Genomic DNA, 16,569 nt, shown 5'->3' with positions numbered 1-16,569 from the left:
GCCGCTCGGTCGGCGTGCTCAGCGTGAGAAGGACGCAGTGAGATCCACACCGGGCGGTGGGCGCAGCCGTCGGAGCGTGCCGTCGATGCTGGTGACGTAGAGCGACCACGTTCCGGTGGTGAGGTCGGGGGCCAGGCGGGCCGAGGTGGGGCCGATGGGAGGTGCGGCGGGCAGGGGGCCTCGGGGGGTGGTCCAGCCCGTGGCGAGCGTGCACCAGGCGCCCGAGCTCAGGTCGACCCGGTAGACGCTGCCGGAATAGTCGCCGGTGACGAAGGCGAGGCCGGCGGCGGTGACGTCGAGGTCGTCCAGGGCAGGCAGGAGACCGTCGTTCACGGTCGCGACGGGGGTGTACAGGTCGGGGGCGTCGAGGGGGACGCGCACGAGCTGGGAGGTGAGGACGTCCTCGGTGATGACCGCCCGGCGGTCGGGGGCGAGAGCGAGGCCGTTGGGGCGGGGGACGGGAGACCAGGCGAGGGTGAACTCGCCGGTGGCGGGGCGGTAGCGGCTGATACCGACCGGCGGCCAGGGGACGGAGAGCTGGGAGATGAGCAGGTCTCCATCGGGCAGTAGCAGTAATCCGTTGGGCTGCACCAGATTCGGGAGCACAACGGTGACCTCGCCGGTGACCGTGTCGAGCCGGCTCAGAGTGCCGCCGCCGTTCGGGGTGGTGCCGTCGCCGGTGACGAAGAAGAGATCGTCGCCGATCAGTCGCAGCCCGGCGGGGTTGTCGAGGCCGGTAAGGATCGTGGTGACGTGGCCGTCGGCGGCGACGTGCGAGATCTCCCCGCGAACGATGCCGCTGACGTAGAAGCCGCCACGGCCGTCGAATTCGAGATTTTCCAGGCCGCCGAGATCGGCCGCCAGCACCTCGCTGTGCCAGCCGTCGGCGCACGATGGCGCACCGGCCTGCGCCGTGCCGACCGGGCCGATCCCGAGGGCGGCGGCCACCGTGACTGCTGTTGTCAGACAACGGATCCACCGCCGACAGGTGGGCTGATCGTGGCGTCGAACTGGCATGGCCGCAGCCTACTGGCCGAGCGCTCGGATCGCCGCGCGCACTAGGCTGTGGGCATGACGAACCGCCTCGGCGAACTGGCGACCGCGAATTACGTACTGCTCACCACCTTCCGCAAGGACGGCACGCCCGTGGGAACGCCCGTCTGGGCGGTGGCCCGCGACGACAAGCTGTTCGTCTGGACGGTCACCGACAGCTGGAAGGTCAAGCGTGTCCGGCGCAACCCCGAGGTGACGGTGCAACCCTGCAACGTGCGCGGCGACGCGCACGGCGCCGTCGTGACCGGCACCGCGCGGCTGCTCGACGCGGCCGAGACCGGCGAACTCCGCTCGCTGCTGCGCAAGAAATACTGGCTCACCGGCCCGCTCGTGATCCTCGGCAGCAATCTGCGCCGCGGTAAGGCGGGCACCATCGGCATCGAGATCACGCCCGCCTGATTCGCCTCGATCCGATATGTAGAACCCTCGGTATCGGATACTGTGAGTCTTCGGCAGCACTTGGCGAAGGGACTCACATGGCCGAGAAACGCAATCGGGCCGTCGTCGTCGGCGGCGCGCGGACACCGTTCGTCCGCGCGTTCACCGACTTCACCCGCCTCGACAGCATCGCCCTGGCGGGCGCGGCCGTTCGCGGGCTGATCGAGCGGACCGGCATCGCGCCCGGCGAGATCCAATCCATCGTCTGGGGTGGCGTTGTGCTGCCGAGCCATGCGCCCAATATCGCGCGGGAGATCGCCCTCGACCTGAACCTGGACTTCGGGTGCGAGGGATACACGGTCACCCGCGCGTGCGCGTCCGGTTTGCAGGCGGTGACCTCGGCGGCCGCGGCGATCGAACGCGGCGAGTACGACATCATGATCGCCGGTGGCAGCGATTCCACCAGCAATGCCGAGATCAAGCTGCCGCAGAAGGTCGTGCACGCGGTCGCGCCGGTCGCGCTGGGCAAGCCCAAGCCGATGGACTACCTCGAGGTGGTTCGACAGCTCGCGCCGTTCACCGACATCCTGCCGCGCCAGCCCAAGATCGCCGAGCGCACCACCGGCGAGGTCATGGGCGAGTCCGCGGAGAAGATGGCCCGCGTCAACGGGATCTCCCGCGCCGACCAAGACGTGTTCGCGGCCCGCTCGCACCAGCGGGCCGCGGCCGCGATCGCCTCGGGACGTTTCGACGACGAGGTCGTGCCGGTCACCACACCGTCGGGCACCCGGATCGAGCGCGACGGACTCGTCCGTGCGAACACCAGCGTCGAGAAGCTCGCCCTGCTGAAACCGGTGTTCGAGCAGAACGGCACGGTCACCGCGGGCAATGCCAGCCCGCTCACCGACGGTGCGTCGGCGGTCCTGCTGATGAGCGAGGAGAAGGCGCGCGCCCTCGGATTCACCCCGAAGGCAGCCTTTCGCTCCTGGAGTTTCGTCAGCGTCGACCCCGCCGACCAGGTACTCATCGGCCCGGCGATCTCGATGCCGCGCGCCCTGGACAAGGCGGGCATGACGCTGGCCGATATCGACCTGGTCGACATCCACGAAGCCTTCGCCGCGCAGACGCTCTCGGTTCTGCGCATGCTGGAGAGCGCCGAGTGGGCCAAGGCACGCCTCGACCGCGATGAGCCGGTCGGCATCGTCGACATCGACAGTTTGAACGTGCACGGCGGCTCGATCTCGCTGGGTCACCCGTTCGGCGCCACCGGCGCGCGCATGGTCACCACCATGGCCAACGAGTTGGCCCGGACCGGGAAGCAGACCGCGCTGCTGGGGATCTGCGCGGCGGGTGGCATCGGCGCGTCTGCGGTGCTCGAACGCGTGTGATCAGGTAGGCGCACCGGGGCGGGGACGGTGCGCCCTGGATGTCCACCGGGCGCCCATCAGGGTCCTCGGCCGTCACCGTCCACTGCGTGGGTAGCGTCATGCCGGCCTAGTGGCGTAGCGCGGCGGTGTATCGGCTCAGCGCGGCGGCGGCGTCGAGCAGCGCAAGGCCACGGGCGGTGAGAGCGGCCTGCCAGTCGGTGAGGGCGTTCGCCAGTGCCTCGGTGCTCCCTGCGGCGCGGATCTGCCCGATGACGGCGGCGATGTGGTCGAGGCGGTAGTGGCCTCGGCGCAGGATGTGGGCGAGTTCGGCGTCACGCAGGTCGTCGGGTCCGTAACGGCGGTAGCCGGTGGCCGGGTCCCGGACGGGGGACAGGATGTCGGCCGCTTCCCAGGCCCGGAGGGTGGCGGGGGTGACTCGCAGGTGGTGGGCGAGTTCGCCGATGGTTCTGGTCTCCGGCGAACCTGTGGTGGCAGAACTGGATTCGGTGACGAGGTGGTCGACGGCCCGGCGTACCGCGATGAGGGTCTCGCGGTCGCGCAGGAGTTGGCTGTGCCCGTGGTCGATGATCGCGAGCGCCGTGTCGAGGTCGTCCGCGTGCAGCGCGCGCATGATGTCGCCCGCTCTCGCGTGGCCGTGCGCGGGGATCAGGGTGAGGTAGGTGCGCAGCGCGGCCGCGTGCAGATCGGTGTAGATGCGGTATCCGGTGGGGGTGCGCTCGGCGGGCGGCAGACAGCCGTCCTGCTCGTAATTGCGGACCGCCTGGGTGGAGATCGCGTGCTCGCGGGCCAGGTCGGACGGTCGTAGGGTTCTCACTGGTTTGAGACTTTACGACATAATCCGGGAATAGCCGCTGGTCGAGTCTCCACCGTTCTTTCAACGATACGGTTGACAGGTATGAGTCAGAGAATCAGCGACTTCGTCCCTTCGTCCTGTGAACTGCTGGCGTTCGGGGAACCGACGCACCGAGAGCCGGGCTTCGCGGCCATCCGCAACGAGCTGTTCGTCGAGTTGGTGGCGAGGGGATTCCGGTCGATCGCGCTGGAAACGGATCGGGTCGCCGCGCTCACCGTGGATGAATTCGTTCGAGGCGGCCCCGGCACCTTGGACGAGGTGATGCGGACCGGCTTCTCGCACGAATTCGGTGAGCTCGCGGGCAACCGGAACCTGGTCGCCTGGCTGCGCGACTACAACGCGGGTCGGCCGGTCGGGGATCAGGTCCACTTTCACGGATTCGACGCCGCCATGGAAACGATGAACGCTCCCAGCCCCCGGTCCTACCTCGAATTCGCCCGCGACTACCTGGAACTCGACTTCGACATCAGCGGGCCCGCGGGCAGCGACGAGCGATGGAGCCGCACCGAGGCCGTCCTCGACGCCGCCGTCTCGCCCGGAGCCACCCTCGATGCCGAGCGATTGCGGGCGATGGCCGACGACATGCTCGCGCTGCTCTACGCGCGCGCGCCGGAGCGGATCGCGGCCACCTCACTCGCGCGGTGGCGCACAGCGGCGATTCATCTCACCGCCGGCCTCGGCCTGCTCCGGTATCACCGGCAGGCGGCCGCGCCGACCGAGGACGGCGTGCGATGGAACAGCCTGGCCGCCGCCCGTGACGCGCTGATGGCCCAGAACCTGCTCGACATCCGGTCCACCGAAGCACGCCGTGGTCCGACGCTGGTGCACTCACACAACCTGCACCTGCGGCGCACCACCAGCGTCATGCCGATGGGGCCGATGGAGCTCGTCTGGTTCGGCGCGGGGGCGATCGTCGGATCGCTGCTGGGGGAGCACTACCGGGTGATTCTCGGCAGTCTGGGACGCAGCGATGGCCTCGAACTCGCCGAACCCGCGCCGGGAACCTACGAGCACGTTCTCCAGAATCGCGTCGACACCTGGGGGTTGATCCCGGCGGCCGAACTCGGCCCCGCGCTCATCCGCATCGACGCCACCCGGGAACAGGGGTACTTCCCGTTGGACGCGGACACCGTGGGCGCGGCCGATACGATCCTGCACCTGAGCGTGGGTGAGGCGCCCACGGCGGTCAGCTAGCGGTGTCGCGCGGTGTCGACCCCACCAATTCCTCGAGGTAGGCGGCGACGCCGTCCGCGTCGTTGGTCGGCAGAATCCGGTCGGCGAGGGCGATCACCTCGGGTACCGCGTTGGCCGGAACCAGCGCGGTACCCGCCCACGTGAGCATGGCGACATCGTTGAGCGCATCGCCCGCGGCCGCCACCTGCGACGGGTCGATGCCGTCGATCGCGCACAGGCGGGCCAGCGCGCTGGCTTTCGACACACCTTGCGCGGCCATCTCCATGTACGCGGCACCGGAGTGGGTCAGCTCCACACCGGTGATCCCCACCGCCACCGCCGTCCGGTACAGCTGCGCCCCCGGCAGTTCGGGATGACGGGCGACGATCTTCACCATCGACTCGATGCCGGTCGGCAGGGAATCGGACAGTTCCATCTCGTGCGGGTGCCGATGGTGGTCGGCGAAGGTGCACAGGGCGGCATAGGCGGGTTCGGCGATGAACCGGGTGGCGCCCACGTTGGCGAACACCACCCCCGGAATCAGGTCGCGGATCTGGGCCATCACCGCACCCGCCGCGCCGCTGTCGATCGAGACGGTGTCGATGATTTTCGGTGTGCCGTCGGCCAGGTCGAGCAGCACCGCGCCGTTGGCACACACCGCTTTGCCGCGGAAACCGCATGACTGCGCCAGGTCGTGAACCGAATGACGGGCCCGCGCCGTGGCCCACACCACCTCGATGCCCGCGGCTCGAGCATCGGCCATCGCCTCGGCCGTCCGCCGCGAGATCGTGCGATCGGAACGCAGCAGGGTGCCGTCGAGGTCGGTGGCGAACATCCGGATACCAGTCACCCGTTCATGCTGTCACGCTCGGGGCGACCGGTCGGAGCGGGTTCTTCCCGGCCTGGTGAGCGATCAGGTGGCTCGGCTCACCGAGGACATGTGGAAGTCGGGGATGCGCAACGGGGGCATGGCGGTGCGGGTGAACCAGTCCTTCCACTCCCGCGGCAGGGTGATCTCGGTGGCACCTGCCTCCGAGACCCGCCGCAACAGATCGAGCGGGCTCTCGTTGAACCGGAAGTTGTTCACCGCGCCGGTCACCTGCCCGTCCTCGACGAGGTAGACGCCGTCGCGGGTGAGGCCGGTGAGCAGCAGCGTGGCGGGGTCGACCTCGCGGATGTACCACAGGCAGGTGAGGAGCAGACCGCGTTCGGTGCGGGCGACCATGTCGTCCAGCGAAGCCTCGCCGCCACCGGTGAGCAGCAGATTCTCGCCGGGAACCGTGGCGGGAGCGGAGAATTCGGCAGCGGTCGCGCGCGGATACACCAGCGATTCGATGACGCCCTGGCCGATCCAGTCGACCCGTCGCGCGGACAGCCCGTTGTCGAACACCGACAGCGACTCCGACGACGACGGCGTCGCCACGAACGGCCGGTATTCCAGGCCGCTCGCGTTGGGGTCGGAGTACAGGGTGAGCGGAATGTCGGTGAGCCGTTCACCGATGCGCGTGCCACCGGCGCGGGAGAACGCGGTGTGGCCCTCGTGCGCGCCACGGCCCTCCATGCTCCACGCCAGATAGATCATCAGATCGGCGACCGACGACGGCGGCAGCAGGGTCTCGTAGCGGCCCGCGGGCAGCTCGACGCGGCGCTCGGCCCAGGCGAGGCGCCGCGACAACTCGGCGAGCAGGCCCGGGGTGTCGACGTCGGTGAAATCGGCGGTGCCAACGCCCACCCACGCGCTCGCCAGCTCGTCGCCCTCGCCCCGCTTGCCGTTGATCTCCACCGAACCGGTCGGCTGACTGAACCGGCGGCGGACACCGGTCGAGGTACCCAGCCAGGTGGTGTGCACCTGGTGGTGGGCGAAACCGTAGAGGCGGTCGGTGCCGTCGAAACCGGTCGACAGCTCGCGCGCCAACCCGGCGAACACGTCGATCTCGGTCGCGCCCGGCGCCTGATCCCACGCGGGGGTGTCGTCGTCGGTGGGTTCGAGCAGCGGCATCGCGTCACGTGCCGGGGTGGCCGTGCGCGCGGCCTCCTCGCTGGCGCGCACCACGGCCTCGATCTCGGTGGGATCGACGCTGGTGGAACTGATGGAACCGACCCGCGCGACGTCGGTCCCCGTGCGGAACACCGAGATCACCGCCCACTCGCGCGAAATCGACGAACCGTTGGTGGTCATCGAGTTGCCCGCCCACCGCAGCGACGCCTCGTGCGCGTCGGTGACGATCACGATCGCCTCGTCGGCCTTCGACGCCGCGAGCGCCCGCTCGACCACCGCGCCCGCCGGGAACAGACCCTCGTTCACTGACCGCCCTCCGTCCGGGTATTGAGAATGTTGACCCCGCGCACCAGTACCGACGGGCAGCCGTGACTCACCGCCGCTACCTGACCCGGCTGTGCCTTACCGCAGTTGAACGCGCCACCGAGCTGCCAGGTGCTCGGTCCGCCGACCGCTTCCATCGACCCCCAGAAATCGGTGGTCGTCGCCTGATAGGCGACATCGCGCAGTTGCCCGTCGAGCTCGCCGTCGCGAATCCGGAAGAACCGTTGACCGGTGAACTGGAAGTTGTAGCGCTGCATATCGATCGACCAGCTCTTGTCGCCGACGATGTAGATGCCCTCGCGCACCCGCGAGATCAGCTCGGCGGTGCTGGTGTCGTGTTCGGGATCGGGCTGCAACGACACGTTCGCCATCCGCTGGATCGGAACATGGTGTGGCGAATCGGCATACGAGCACCCGTTGGAGCGATCGAGCCCGAGCCGGGGGGCGAACACCCGGTCGAGCTGGTAGCCGACGAGAACGCCGTCACGCACCAGGTCCCACTGCTGGCCCGCCACGCCCTCGTCGTCGTAGCCGACCGTGCTCAACCCGTTGACCTGGGTGCGGTCGCCGGTGACGTGCATGATCGGCGTGCCGTACCGCAGCGTGCCGAGCTGATCGGGAGTCGCGAACGAGGTGCCCGCGTACGCGGATTCGTAGCCGATCGCGCGGTCGTATTCGGTGGCGTGGCCGATGGATTCGTGGATCGTGAGCCACAGGTTCGTGGGGTCGATCACGAGATCGGTGGGACCCGCGACCACACTGGGCGCCTTCACCTTCTCGGCCAGCCAGCCCGGGATCCGCGCGAGTTCGCCCGTCCAGTCCCATGTTCCGTCGGCGCCGGTGACGTACTCCCAGCCGCGACCGGCGGGCGCGGCGAGGGTACGCATCGTCTCGAACACTCCCGACGCGGAATCGACGGTGACAGCCTCCAGTTGGGGATGCAACCGCACCCGCTGCTGGGTGATCGACGAACCCGCGGTGTCGGCGTAGAACGTCTGCTCCTTGACCTGCAGGACCGAGGCGGTGACGTGGTCGACACCGTCGGCCGCGGACAGACGTTCCGAATAGTCTTGCAGCAGCGCCACTTTGTCGGCGGTCGACACCGCGAACGGATCGAGGTCGTAGGCCGAGACCCACGACACATCGTCGTAGCGTGGCTCGTCGGCCAGTTCGACGCGCTCCCGGTTCAGCGCGCGCAATGCCCGCGCCACCGTCACCGCGCGGCGCGCCACCTCGGCGGCGGTCGCGGGGGTGAGCGCGGCGTGCGAGGCGAAACCCCAGGTGCCGTCGACGATCACGCGCACCGCCAGCCCCAGCTCGGTCCCGTCGGTGACCGCTTCGACGCGGCCGTCGCGCAATCGGATCGACTGGGTCACCAACCGTTGCACGCGCAGGTCGGCATGCTCGGCCCCGGCGGCGCGGGCCGCCGACAGCGCGGCCTCGGCCAGCGTGGCGAGCCCGAGCGCGCGGAACTCCTCGTCCACATCTCTGGAAGTCGTGGTACTCACCGGACCCACGCTAACCGGTGCCACCGACACATGTGCGCCGGAACCGGTTCCGGGCACTGGCATGTCGGCCGATGCGGCGCTCGCCGTGCACCGGCGTCGCGTGCCATGACGCGCGAGATGCCGGTCGCGACAGGCATTGCCGTGACGCGCGGACTCCGTCTCCTCCCGCGAGCGACGTCGGAAATGCCGTAGGGTGCCCGCCGTGCCGCCATCTGCCCTGCGCGATCGAAAAAGGGAACGAACCCGACGTGCGATCCTCGTGGCCGCCGTCGAGTTGTTCGAGGCCAGAGGCTACGAGGAGACGACCGTCGCCGACATCGCGGCCGAGGCCGAGGTCGGCACCCGGACCTTCTTCAACTACTTCGCGAGCAAGGAAGAACTGCTCTTCCCCGAACCCGACGAACGGGTGCGCGCGGCGGTCGCCGCCATCGCCACCCGTCGGCCCGGCGAGCGACCGGTGGAGGTGTTGCTGCGGGCTTTGCGCGCGGCGGGCGACAACCCCGGCGAACGCCTCGTCGGCGACGTCGGTACGCGGGTGGCCGCCCTGCGGGCGCGGGTCTCGCGGACGGTCCCCTCGGTGAGCGGTCGCGCCGCGCACGCGCAACTGCTCGCCCAGCGCGAGATCGCCCACCAGCTGCACATCGCGTTCCCGCACGAACTCGACGAGGTCGGTGCCGCGGCGCTGGTCGGTGCCGTGGTCGGCGCGGTGTCGGGCGCGCTGACCGTGCTGTTCCAGCAGCCACAGCACAGCGCCGACGACGGTGAACGCCTCCATCGCGAGATCCACGAGACCACCTCTCGGATACTTCAGCCCTGGCTCGCGGCCTCCGCGCCCGCCGGACCGGTGCGCTAACCGAACTGCTGCCACCCCAGCCGGATCACCATCACCACCACCACGACGAGCAAGACGATCCGGACGAATCCCGCCCCCTTGGCCAGCGCCATCCGCGAACCGATCAGCGCGCCGACGATATTCGCCACCGCCATGGCCGCGCCCAGACCCCACAGGATGTGGCCGGTCGAGCCGAGGAACAGCAGCGCACCCACGTTCGACCCACAGTTGATCACCTTGGCCATCGCCGCCGCCCGGACGAACTCGGTGCCGAGCAGCGTCGCGAACGTGATGATCAAAAAGGTGCCGGTGCCCGGCCCGAGCAGCCCGTCGTAGAGGCCGATGAGACCGGACGCGAGGCCGACCACCAGGATCACCTTGCGTCGCGTCGGTGGATGGGTGGCCATCGTCAGGCCGACCGAGGGGCGCACGGTCACGAACACCGCAACCCCGACGAGCACCACCATCACCAACGGGATGAACAGGTCGCGGTCGATCAGCGACACCGCCGCCGCCCCGCACGCGGCCGTGATCGCGGCGATCACCGCTCCGGGCAGCAGCACCTTCCACTGCATCGGCACCTTGCGCGCGAAGGTGGCCGCGGCGGTCGCGGTGCCGGCCAGGGCGGCGAGCTTGTTGGTGCCGAGCGCGGTCTGCGGCGCGATACCGGGAACGACGAGGAACAGCGTCGGCAGAATGATCAGCCCCCCGCCGCCGACCACGGCGTCGACCCAGCCCGCCGCCGCGGCGGCCACCAGCAGGACCGTCCAGTCTCCGAGTTGCACGCGTCCAGGCAATCAAGATCACGGCCGGAAAGCCAGCCGGGCTAGGCTGAGTCGGTGCGCCGGTTCAGCCTGTGGCTACGCGGACGACCCATCGTCGCCGACTCGATCCTCGCCGGGTTGCTGCTGTTGCTCGATGCCCTCGGGGTGGGCGACGAACACAACAAGGTCGTCTACCTGATCTTCTCGGTGATCCTGCCGTTGCCGCTGATCCTGCGACGGGTGTATCCGCGGGCGGTGGCGGCCGCGATGCTGGTGTTGTCGCTGCTCAACACCCTGATCGGCTATCTGATCGATGGGCGGGCCACCGACCATGTGGCCCTGATCGGGCTCGGGGTGATGCTCTACACCCTCGTCGCCTACGTCGGGCGGCGCGACGGGCTGATCTTCCTCGCCTTTCTCGTACTCGACATGACGGTGTCGGTCTTGCTGCTCGATCAGCCTTCGGGCGGCGATCTGGCGATGGCCGGGCTCATCTACGCACTGTGCTGGACACTGGCCGAGTTCAACGGCGCCCGGCACGCCTACGACTCCGAGGTGGCCGCCCGGCTGGCCGTCGCCGACTACGACCGGGAACGACGCGCGCACGACGCGGTCGCCGCCGAACGCACCCGCATCGCCCGCGAACTCCACGACGTGGTCGCGCACGCGGTGAGCGTCATCATCGTGCAGGCCGACGGGGCCAAGTACGCCCTGCGCCAAGACCCCGACACCGCCGAGCGCGCGCTGGCCACCATCGCGGGGACCGGTCGCGAAGCGCTGCGCGAACTGCGCCGCACCGTCGCCCTGCTGCGGACCGAGCACGCGCCGGAACTGCTGCCCCAGCACGGGAGCGCGGGGATCGCGAGGCTTGCCCAGATGATGCGCGAGGCCGGTCTGGCCGTCGACCTCGAGCTGACCGGCGAACTCGACGACATCGCGCCCGAGGTGAGTCTCGGCGTGCACCGCATCGTGCAGGAGTCGCTCACCAACACCCTGCGCCACGCGGGCGCGGAGCCCAAGGCGGTGGTCCGGGTGCATCGGCGCGACGAGGACGTCCTCGTCGAGGTCGTCGACAGCGGCGGCGTGCCCGCGCGGATGAGCCAGGATGCCGACATTCCCGGCGCGGGGATGGGACTGGTCGGCATGCGCGAACGGGTCGCGGTCCTCGGCGGCACCATGCACGCGGGCAGGCTCGGCGACGGTCGCTGGCAGGTACGCGCCGACCTCCCGCTCCGTACCGACGCGGACTGATTCCTGCTCGTTCCTGGCCGGCGTGCGGGCGAAAAATGGGAGGAATGCGGGGCGGTCGCGCCTATTAGGGTGGGGCAATGCCGATCAGCGTGCTCGTGGTGGACGATCAGGAACTCATGCGGATGGGTCTGAAGATGGTGCTCGGCGCGCACCCCGATATCGAGGTGATCGGTGAAGCGGGCAACGGTGACGAGGCTGTGCGGCGCGCGAGTGCGCTGCGCCCGGATGTCGTTCTGATGGATGTGCGGATGCCGGTCGTCGACGGGGTAACGGCCACCGCGCGGATCGTGGCCGCGGGGGAGGGTGTGCGGGTGCTCGTGATGACCACCTTCGACCTCGACGAACACGCACTCGGTGCCCTGCGGGCAGGTGCCAGCGGGTTCCTGCTCAAGGACACCCCGCCCGAGGACCTCGTCTCGGCCATCCGCAGCGTCGCCGCCGGTGACGCGGTGGTCTCGCCCCGGGTCACCAAGCGGCTGCTGGACCGGCTCGTGGCCGATGACCCGACGAGTCTGCGCGACCCGAAAATCCTCGACGCTCTCACCACGCGCGAACGCGAGGTGCTCGAACAGATCGCGGCAGGCCGCTCCAACGCCGAGATCGCCGCGGCGCTGTTCCTGTCGGAGGCGACCGTGAAGACCCACGTCGGCCGCGTCCTCACCAAACTCGGTCTGCGCGACCGGGTGCAGGCGGTCGTGCTGGCCTACGAGACCGGGCTCGTGCGACCCGGCGGCTGAGTTCGTCGGCGCGCTCGGGAGAAAAATCGGGCGCTCGCGCGTTGAGGAGGTAGATCGTCCGAAAGGATCGCCATGACCGCCCTGTTGTTCATCGCCTACCTCGTCGTCGAGATCGCCGCCCTCGTCGGCCTCGCCCAGCTGATCGGCATCGGCTGGGCGCTTGTCGTGCTCGTCGCGGTATCGGGCGTGGGATTGGTGCTGCTCGGACGACAGGGCAGGCGGGTGTTCGACCGATTCCGGCGCGCCTCGCGCGGTGAGGTGAGCGCGGAGAGCGCGGTCGCCGACGGGGTGATCGTCGCCACCGGCTCGGTGCTGCTGTTCGTGCCGGGCCTCGTCACCGGAGTGGTCGGCCTGCTCGCGCTGTTCCCCCCGACCAGGGCGCTGCTGCGACCGGCGCTGGAGAAGCTGGGTACGCGCCGCTTCGGCCCGCTGCCCTCGTTCGCGCCCTCGCCGTATCGCGGGATGGTCGTCGACGCGGACGGTGACGTGGTCGACGGGACGGTGGTGGGGCAGTGGTACGACGACGGTCACACCGCGGGTCCGCGCGCGCTCGGTCCGGCCTGATCCGAAAAGACCTGTTGCGACATGCCCGCGGGTGGGCGCGAAGGGTCTACAGTACCGACATGGCCACCGAGCAGATCACCGTCACGGTGAGCGAGGAACTGGCCGACGTGGTGCGTAGAGCGAGCGCCGCTGCCGGACAGTCGATGTCGGATTTCACCACCGCCGCGTGGCGGTTGGAACTGATCGCCGTGGAAGCGGGCGGGCATCGTTCCCCCGGGTTCGGCGATGCCGAAGTGCGCGCCGCGCTGTCGCTGCCGACCTGACGTTCACGCCGCCGAGCGGGGGCTCCCTGCCGAGGTGACAATCGGGCGATACGGCAGACTGGGGCACCGTGAGTACCCAGTTGCTGATCGGCGGTCGCTTCTACAGTTCCAGCTCCCCGGACGCGACCGCGATGGCGGTCACCGACGGCACCGTGGTGTGGCTGGGCGCCGAGGCGCCCGGGCGGGCGATGCATCCCGACGCGGAGGTCATCGACCTCGACGGTGCGTTCGTGGCGCCGGCGTTCGTCGACCCCCATGTGCACGTCACCGCGCTGGGTCTGCAGCTGACCGGGCTCGACCTGCGGGGCGCCCGATCCGTGTCCGACCTGCTCGACACGGTGCGGGCGCACGTCGCGAACCAGCCGGACGGTGTGATCATCGGCGAAGGCTGGGACGACACGGCCTGGCCCGAACAGCGTCCGCCGACGGTCGCCGAACTCGACGCGGCCGCGGGCTCGGGCAGGCTCGTCTACCTGGCGCGGGTCGACGCGCATTCGGCTGTCGCCTCCTCGGCACTGCTCGACGCGGCCGGTGATCTCGGCGACGGATATCGGCGTGGCGAACTGCTGCGCGCCGACGCCCACCACCGGGTGCGCACGGTCGCACTCGCGGAACTCACTCGCGCCCAGCGTGATTCGGCCCGGCAGGCGGCCCTCGACACGGCGGCCGCGCACGGCATCGTCGCGGTCCACGAATGCGCGGGCCCCGAGATCTCCGGCCGCGACGACATCGGTGAACTGCTCGCCTTCGAACACGGCGTGGCCGTGCGCGCCTACTGGGGGCAGGCGGTGCGCACCGCCGAACAGGCGCGCGCCCTGCTCGACGAACTCGGGGTACACGCGCTGGGCGGCGACCTGTTCGTCGACGGTTCGCTCGGCTCGCATACGGCCGCGCTGCGCGCGTCCTACGCCGACGCGGCGGGCTGCGGCAAGACCTTCCTCGACGAAGACGCGGTCACCGCGCATATTCACGCGTGCACCGAGGCCGGGATCCAGGCCGGTTTCCACGCCATCGGCGACGCCGCCATGGATTCCGTCGTCGCCGGATTCGCCCGTGTCGCAGCCGAACTCGGTGGACCGGCGATCGCCGCGCGCGGGCACCGCGTCGAACACGCGGAGATGACCGATGCCGCCGCGATCGCGCGACTCGCCGAACTCGGCGTGATCGTGTCCGTGCAGCCCGGCTTCGACGCGGCCTGGGGCGGACCCGACGGAATGTACGCGACCCGCCTCGGCGCCGAGCGCGCCGCGGGCCTCAACCCGTTCGCGGCGATGGCGGCGGCCGGTATCTCCCTGGCCATCGGCTCCGACGCGCCCGTCACCGCGATGAACCCGTGGGAGCAGGTGCGCGCGGCCGTCCACCACCGCACCCCGGGGCACGGACTGTCCCCCCGCGCCGCCTTCGCCGCCGCCACGCGCGGCGCCTGGCGGGCGGGCGGCGTACGCGACGGCATGGCGGGCACGCTGGTGCCCGGCGCACCCGCGTCCTACGCCGTGTGGGACGCGGGCGAGCTCGTCGTCGCCGCGGCCGCCGACACCGTGGCGCGCTGGTCCACCGACCCTCGCTCCCGCGTACCCGGTCTGCCCCGCCTGGAACCGGGCGTCGAACTGCCGACCTGCCTGCGCACCGTGCGCGACGGCACCACGATCTACTCCGCCTGACCCGCCGCCAGTAACCAATCACGGAGCGACACACCATGATCGACCCCGCGACGGGTAATCACCCCGATTCCGCAGCCGCACCGGCATCAGCAGCGCGCGAGGTGGATTCCGGTGCGCGGCGATCCACCCGAACACCGCACCCGATGGTGGCGCGGCTGCTCGCGGCCGTCGTGGGCGGGCTGTTGCTGTTCGGCAGTTTTCCGCCGCGCCCGTTCTGGTTCCTCGCGCCCGTGGCCATCGCCCTGCTCACCCTCGCCGTGCGTGGGCCCGGCCCGGTTCGCGGCGGGTTCGGTTACGGGATGCTCGGCGGGTTGGCGTTCTTCGTTCCGCTGCTGCCGTGGACCGGGATCTATGTGGGGCCGGCGCCGTGGCTGGCGCTCTCGACGGTGTGCGCGCTGTACTTCGGCCTGTGGGGCGTGCTGGCCCGGTGGCTGAGCGCGCTGCCGGGCTGGCCGATCTGGCTCGCCCTCGCCTGGACCGCGAGCGAATGGCTGAGATCGAGTTTTCCGTTCGGCGGATTCCCGTGGGGGCGCGTGGCTTTCGGCCAGGCCGATGGTTGGTATCTGCCGCTGGCCGCCTACGGCGGTGCGCCGCTGATCGGCTTCGCCGTCGCGCTCACCGGCACCGCTCTCGCCGCGCTCGGGGTGCGCGTCGTCGCCTGGGCGCGCCTGCCCGCGCCGCGCCCGAACACGCGCGCTGTGCGTACCGGATTTGCCACGTCCGTGGTGGCCGTGGCTATCATGCCTCTGGCCGGAGTGATCCTGCGGCCGACTTTGCCCGCCCCGGACGCAGGTCTGAAGACGATCACGGTCGCCGCCGTCCAGGGTAGTGTCCCGCGGCTCGGGCTCGATTTCAACGCCCAGCGCCGCGCCGTGCTGGACAACCACGTCCGGCGCACCGAGGAGTTGGCCGACGCCGTCACCCGCGGGTCGGTCGCGCGGCCCGACATCGTGATCTGGCCCGAGAACTCCTCCGATATCGACCCACTGCGCAATGCCGACGCCGCCGCCGAGATCACCGAAGCCTCGGTGCGCATCGGCGCCCCGATCCTGGTCGGCGCAGTCCTGGTGAACGGTGACCGCACGACCACCAATTCGGTGATCGTGTGGAACGGCACGGCAGGCCCGGGGGAGCGCCATGACAAGAAGATAATCCAGCCGTTCGGCGAATACCTGCCGATGCGTGGTTTCTTCCGTTTGTTCTCCTCCTATGCCGACCGTGCGGGCTATTTCGTGCCGGGAAATGGTGATGGCACGGTGACGGCTGCCGGTGTGCCGGTCGGGGTGGCGACCTGTTACGAGGTCGCGTTCGACCGGGCATTTCGGGAATCCCTCGCCGCCGGTGCCCAACTGCTGACGGTGCCGACGAACAACGCCACCTTCGGTGAGAGCGAGATGACCTACCAGCAATTGGCGATGTCGCGGGTGCGCGCCGTCGAGCACGGGCGAGCGCTCGTGGTGGCGGCAACCACCGGCGTGAGCGCCATCATCACCGCGGACGGCGTGATCGGACAGCAGACCGAGCAGGTCGTTCCCGCCGCGTTGGTGGCCCAGCTACCGTTGCGCGACGAAACGACGGTCGCAACCCGAATAGGGGTGTGGCCAGAACTCGCTTCCGTTATCCTGACCTCGATCGGTGTTGGATTGCTATTACTCCGACGCCGCCGCGCGAATCCGACGAATCCTGCGCGAGTTTCGGACAATTCTGAATAAGCGGTTTGTTTCAACCGGTGGGAAGCGGCACAGAGTTGCGGCTTCCGGGGTGTAATTCGGTGAGCTCGAAATAAATTCACATTGGTAGCCATCCGGCTGCCGCAGTACT

General features: G+C 69.9%; 16 protein-coding genes. 10 read left to right on the top strand and 6 right to left on the bottom strand.

Annotated elements, in window-relative coordinates; all coding sequences use genetic code 11:
• Nucleotides 1-18: 18 nt before the first annotated feature.
• Entirely contained in the window at nt 19-1,017 is a 999-nt protein-coding gene (locus NA12_RS20540; protein ID WP_243654999.1) for an SMP-30/gluconolactonase/LRE family protein, read from the bottom strand.
• Between the two features lie 54 nt (nt 1,018-1,071).
• On the opposite strand from NA12_RS20540, the gene NA12_RS20535 reads away from it, so the two are divergent.
• Nucleotides 1,072-1,452, top strand: a complete 381-nt coding sequence (locus NA12_RS20535) for a PPOX class F420-dependent oxidoreductase (RefSeq protein ID WP_067453529.1) — start codon at nt 1,072-1,074, stop codon at nt 1,450-1,452.
• A 77-nt stretch (nt 1,453-1,529) separates the two neighbouring features.
• On the top strand, nt 1,530-2,819 hold the full coding sequence (locus NA12_RS20530; RefSeq protein ID WP_067453526.1) for an acetyl-CoA C-acyltransferase: 1,290 nt from the start codon (nt 1,530-1,532) through the stop codon (nt 2,817-2,819).
• A 106-nt stretch (nt 2,820-2,925) separates the two neighbouring features.
• Here NA12_RS20530 and NA12_RS20525 read toward each other — a convergent pair whose 3' ends face one another.
• Complete coding sequence (locus NA12_RS20525) at nt 2,926-3,633, bottom strand: MerR family DNA-binding transcriptional regulator (RefSeq protein WP_067453522.1); 708 nt, start codon at nt 3,631-3,633, stop codon at nt 2,926-2,928.
• An 81-nt stretch (nt 3,634-3,714) separates the two neighbouring features.
• On the opposite strand from NA12_RS20525, the gene NA12_RS20520 reads away from it, so the two are divergent.
• Nucleotides 3,715-4,866 carry an erythromycin esterase family protein gene (locus tag NA12_RS20520; RefSeq protein WP_067453519.1) on the top strand — a complete coding sequence of 384 codons (1,152 nt, stop codon included), beginning with the start codon at nt 3,715-3,717 and terminating at the stop codon, nt 4,864-4,866.
• Here NA12_RS20520 and NA12_RS20515 read toward each other — a convergent pair.
• From NA12_RS20515 to NA12_RS20505, 3 genes are all read right to left on the bottom strand, one after another.
• A complete protein-coding gene (locus NA12_RS20515) occupies nt 4,859-5,695 on the bottom strand; it encodes an HAD family hydrolase (protein WP_067453516.1) in 837 nt (278 codons plus the stop codon). The genes NA12_RS20520 and NA12_RS20515 overlap by 8 nt on opposite strands.
• 63 nt (nt 5,696-5,758) lie before the next feature.
• Nucleotides 5,759-7,138, bottom strand: a complete 1,380-nt coding sequence (locus NA12_RS20510) for a metallopeptidase TldD-related protein (protein WP_067453865.1) — start codon at nt 7,136-7,138, stop codon at nt 5,759-5,761.
• A gap of 8 nt (nt 7,139-7,146) precedes the next feature.
• The gene (locus NA12_RS20505) at nt 7,147-8,676 is read right to left on the bottom strand and encodes a TldD/PmbA family protein (protein WP_067453868.1); all 1,530 of its coding nucleotides are present in this window, start codon (nt 8,674-8,676) and stop codon (nt 7,147-7,149) included.
• 202 nt (nt 8,677-8,878) lie between these two features.
• On the opposite strand from NA12_RS20505, the gene NA12_RS20500 reads away from it, so the two are divergent.
• On the top strand, nt 8,879-9,529 hold the full coding sequence (locus NA12_RS20500; RefSeq protein ID WP_243655000.1) for a TetR/AcrR family transcriptional regulator: 651 nt from the start codon (nt 8,879-8,881) through the stop codon (nt 9,527-9,529).
• Here NA12_RS20500 and NA12_RS20495 read toward each other — a convergent pair.
• On the bottom strand, nt 9,526-10,293 hold the full coding sequence (locus NA12_RS20495) for a sulfite exporter TauE/SafE family protein (RefSeq protein WP_067453509.1): 768 nt from the start codon (nt 10,291-10,293) through the stop codon (nt 9,526-9,528). The genes NA12_RS20500 and NA12_RS20495 overlap by 4 nt on opposite strands.
• A 54-nt stretch (nt 10,294-10,347) precedes the next feature.
• Between NA12_RS20495 and NA12_RS20490 the strand changes: the two genes are divergently transcribed.
• From NA12_RS20490 to lnt, 6 genes are all read left to right on the top strand, one after another.
• Nucleotides 10,348-11,523 (top strand): sensor histidine kinase, encoded by a 1,176-nt coding sequence (locus NA12_RS20490; protein ID WP_067453506.1) that lies wholly within the window; start codon nt 10,348-10,350, stop codon nt 11,521-11,523.
• Nucleotides 11,524-11,600: 77 nt separating this feature from the next.
• On the top strand, nt 11,601-12,260 hold the full coding sequence (locus tag NA12_RS20485; RefSeq protein WP_067453503.1) for a response regulator: 660 nt from the start codon (nt 11,601-11,603) through the stop codon (nt 12,258-12,260).
• A gap of 72 nt (nt 12,261-12,332) precedes the next feature.
• On the top strand, nt 12,333-12,824 hold the full coding sequence (locus NA12_RS20480; RefSeq protein ID WP_067453500.1) for an FxsA family protein: 492 nt from the start codon (nt 12,333-12,335) through the stop codon (nt 12,822-12,824).
• Nucleotides 12,825-12,883: 59 nt separating this feature from the next.
• Entirely contained in the window at nt 12,884-13,087 is a 204-nt protein-coding gene (locus NA12_RS20475; RefSeq protein ID WP_067453497.1) for a hypothetical protein, read from the top strand.
• A gap of 68 nt (nt 13,088-13,155) precedes the next feature.
• The gene (locus tag NA12_RS20470) at nt 13,156-14,748 is read left to right on the top strand and encodes an amidohydrolase (RefSeq protein ID WP_067453495.1); all 1,593 of its coding nucleotides are present in this window, start codon (nt 13,156-13,158) and stop codon (nt 14,746-14,748) included.
• A gap of 143 nt (nt 14,749-14,891) precedes the next feature.
• The gene (lnt, locus tag NA12_RS20465; RefSeq protein ID WP_067453492.1) at nt 14,892-16,460 is read left to right on the top strand and encodes an apolipoprotein N-acyltransferase; all 1,569 of its coding nucleotides are present in this window, start codon (nt 14,892-14,894) and stop codon (nt 16,458-16,460) included.
• Nucleotides 16,461-16,569: the final 109 nt, after the last annotated feature.

It is taken from the genome of Nocardia alba NBRC 108234 (assembly GCF_001612665.1).
GTDB classification, from domain to species: Bacteria; Actinomycetota; Actinomycetes; order Mycobacteriales; family Mycobacteriaceae; genus Nocardia; species Nocardia alba.
The sequence above is the reverse complement of the archived record's forward strand: the minus strand, read 5'-3'. Positions and strand labels throughout refer to the sequence as shown.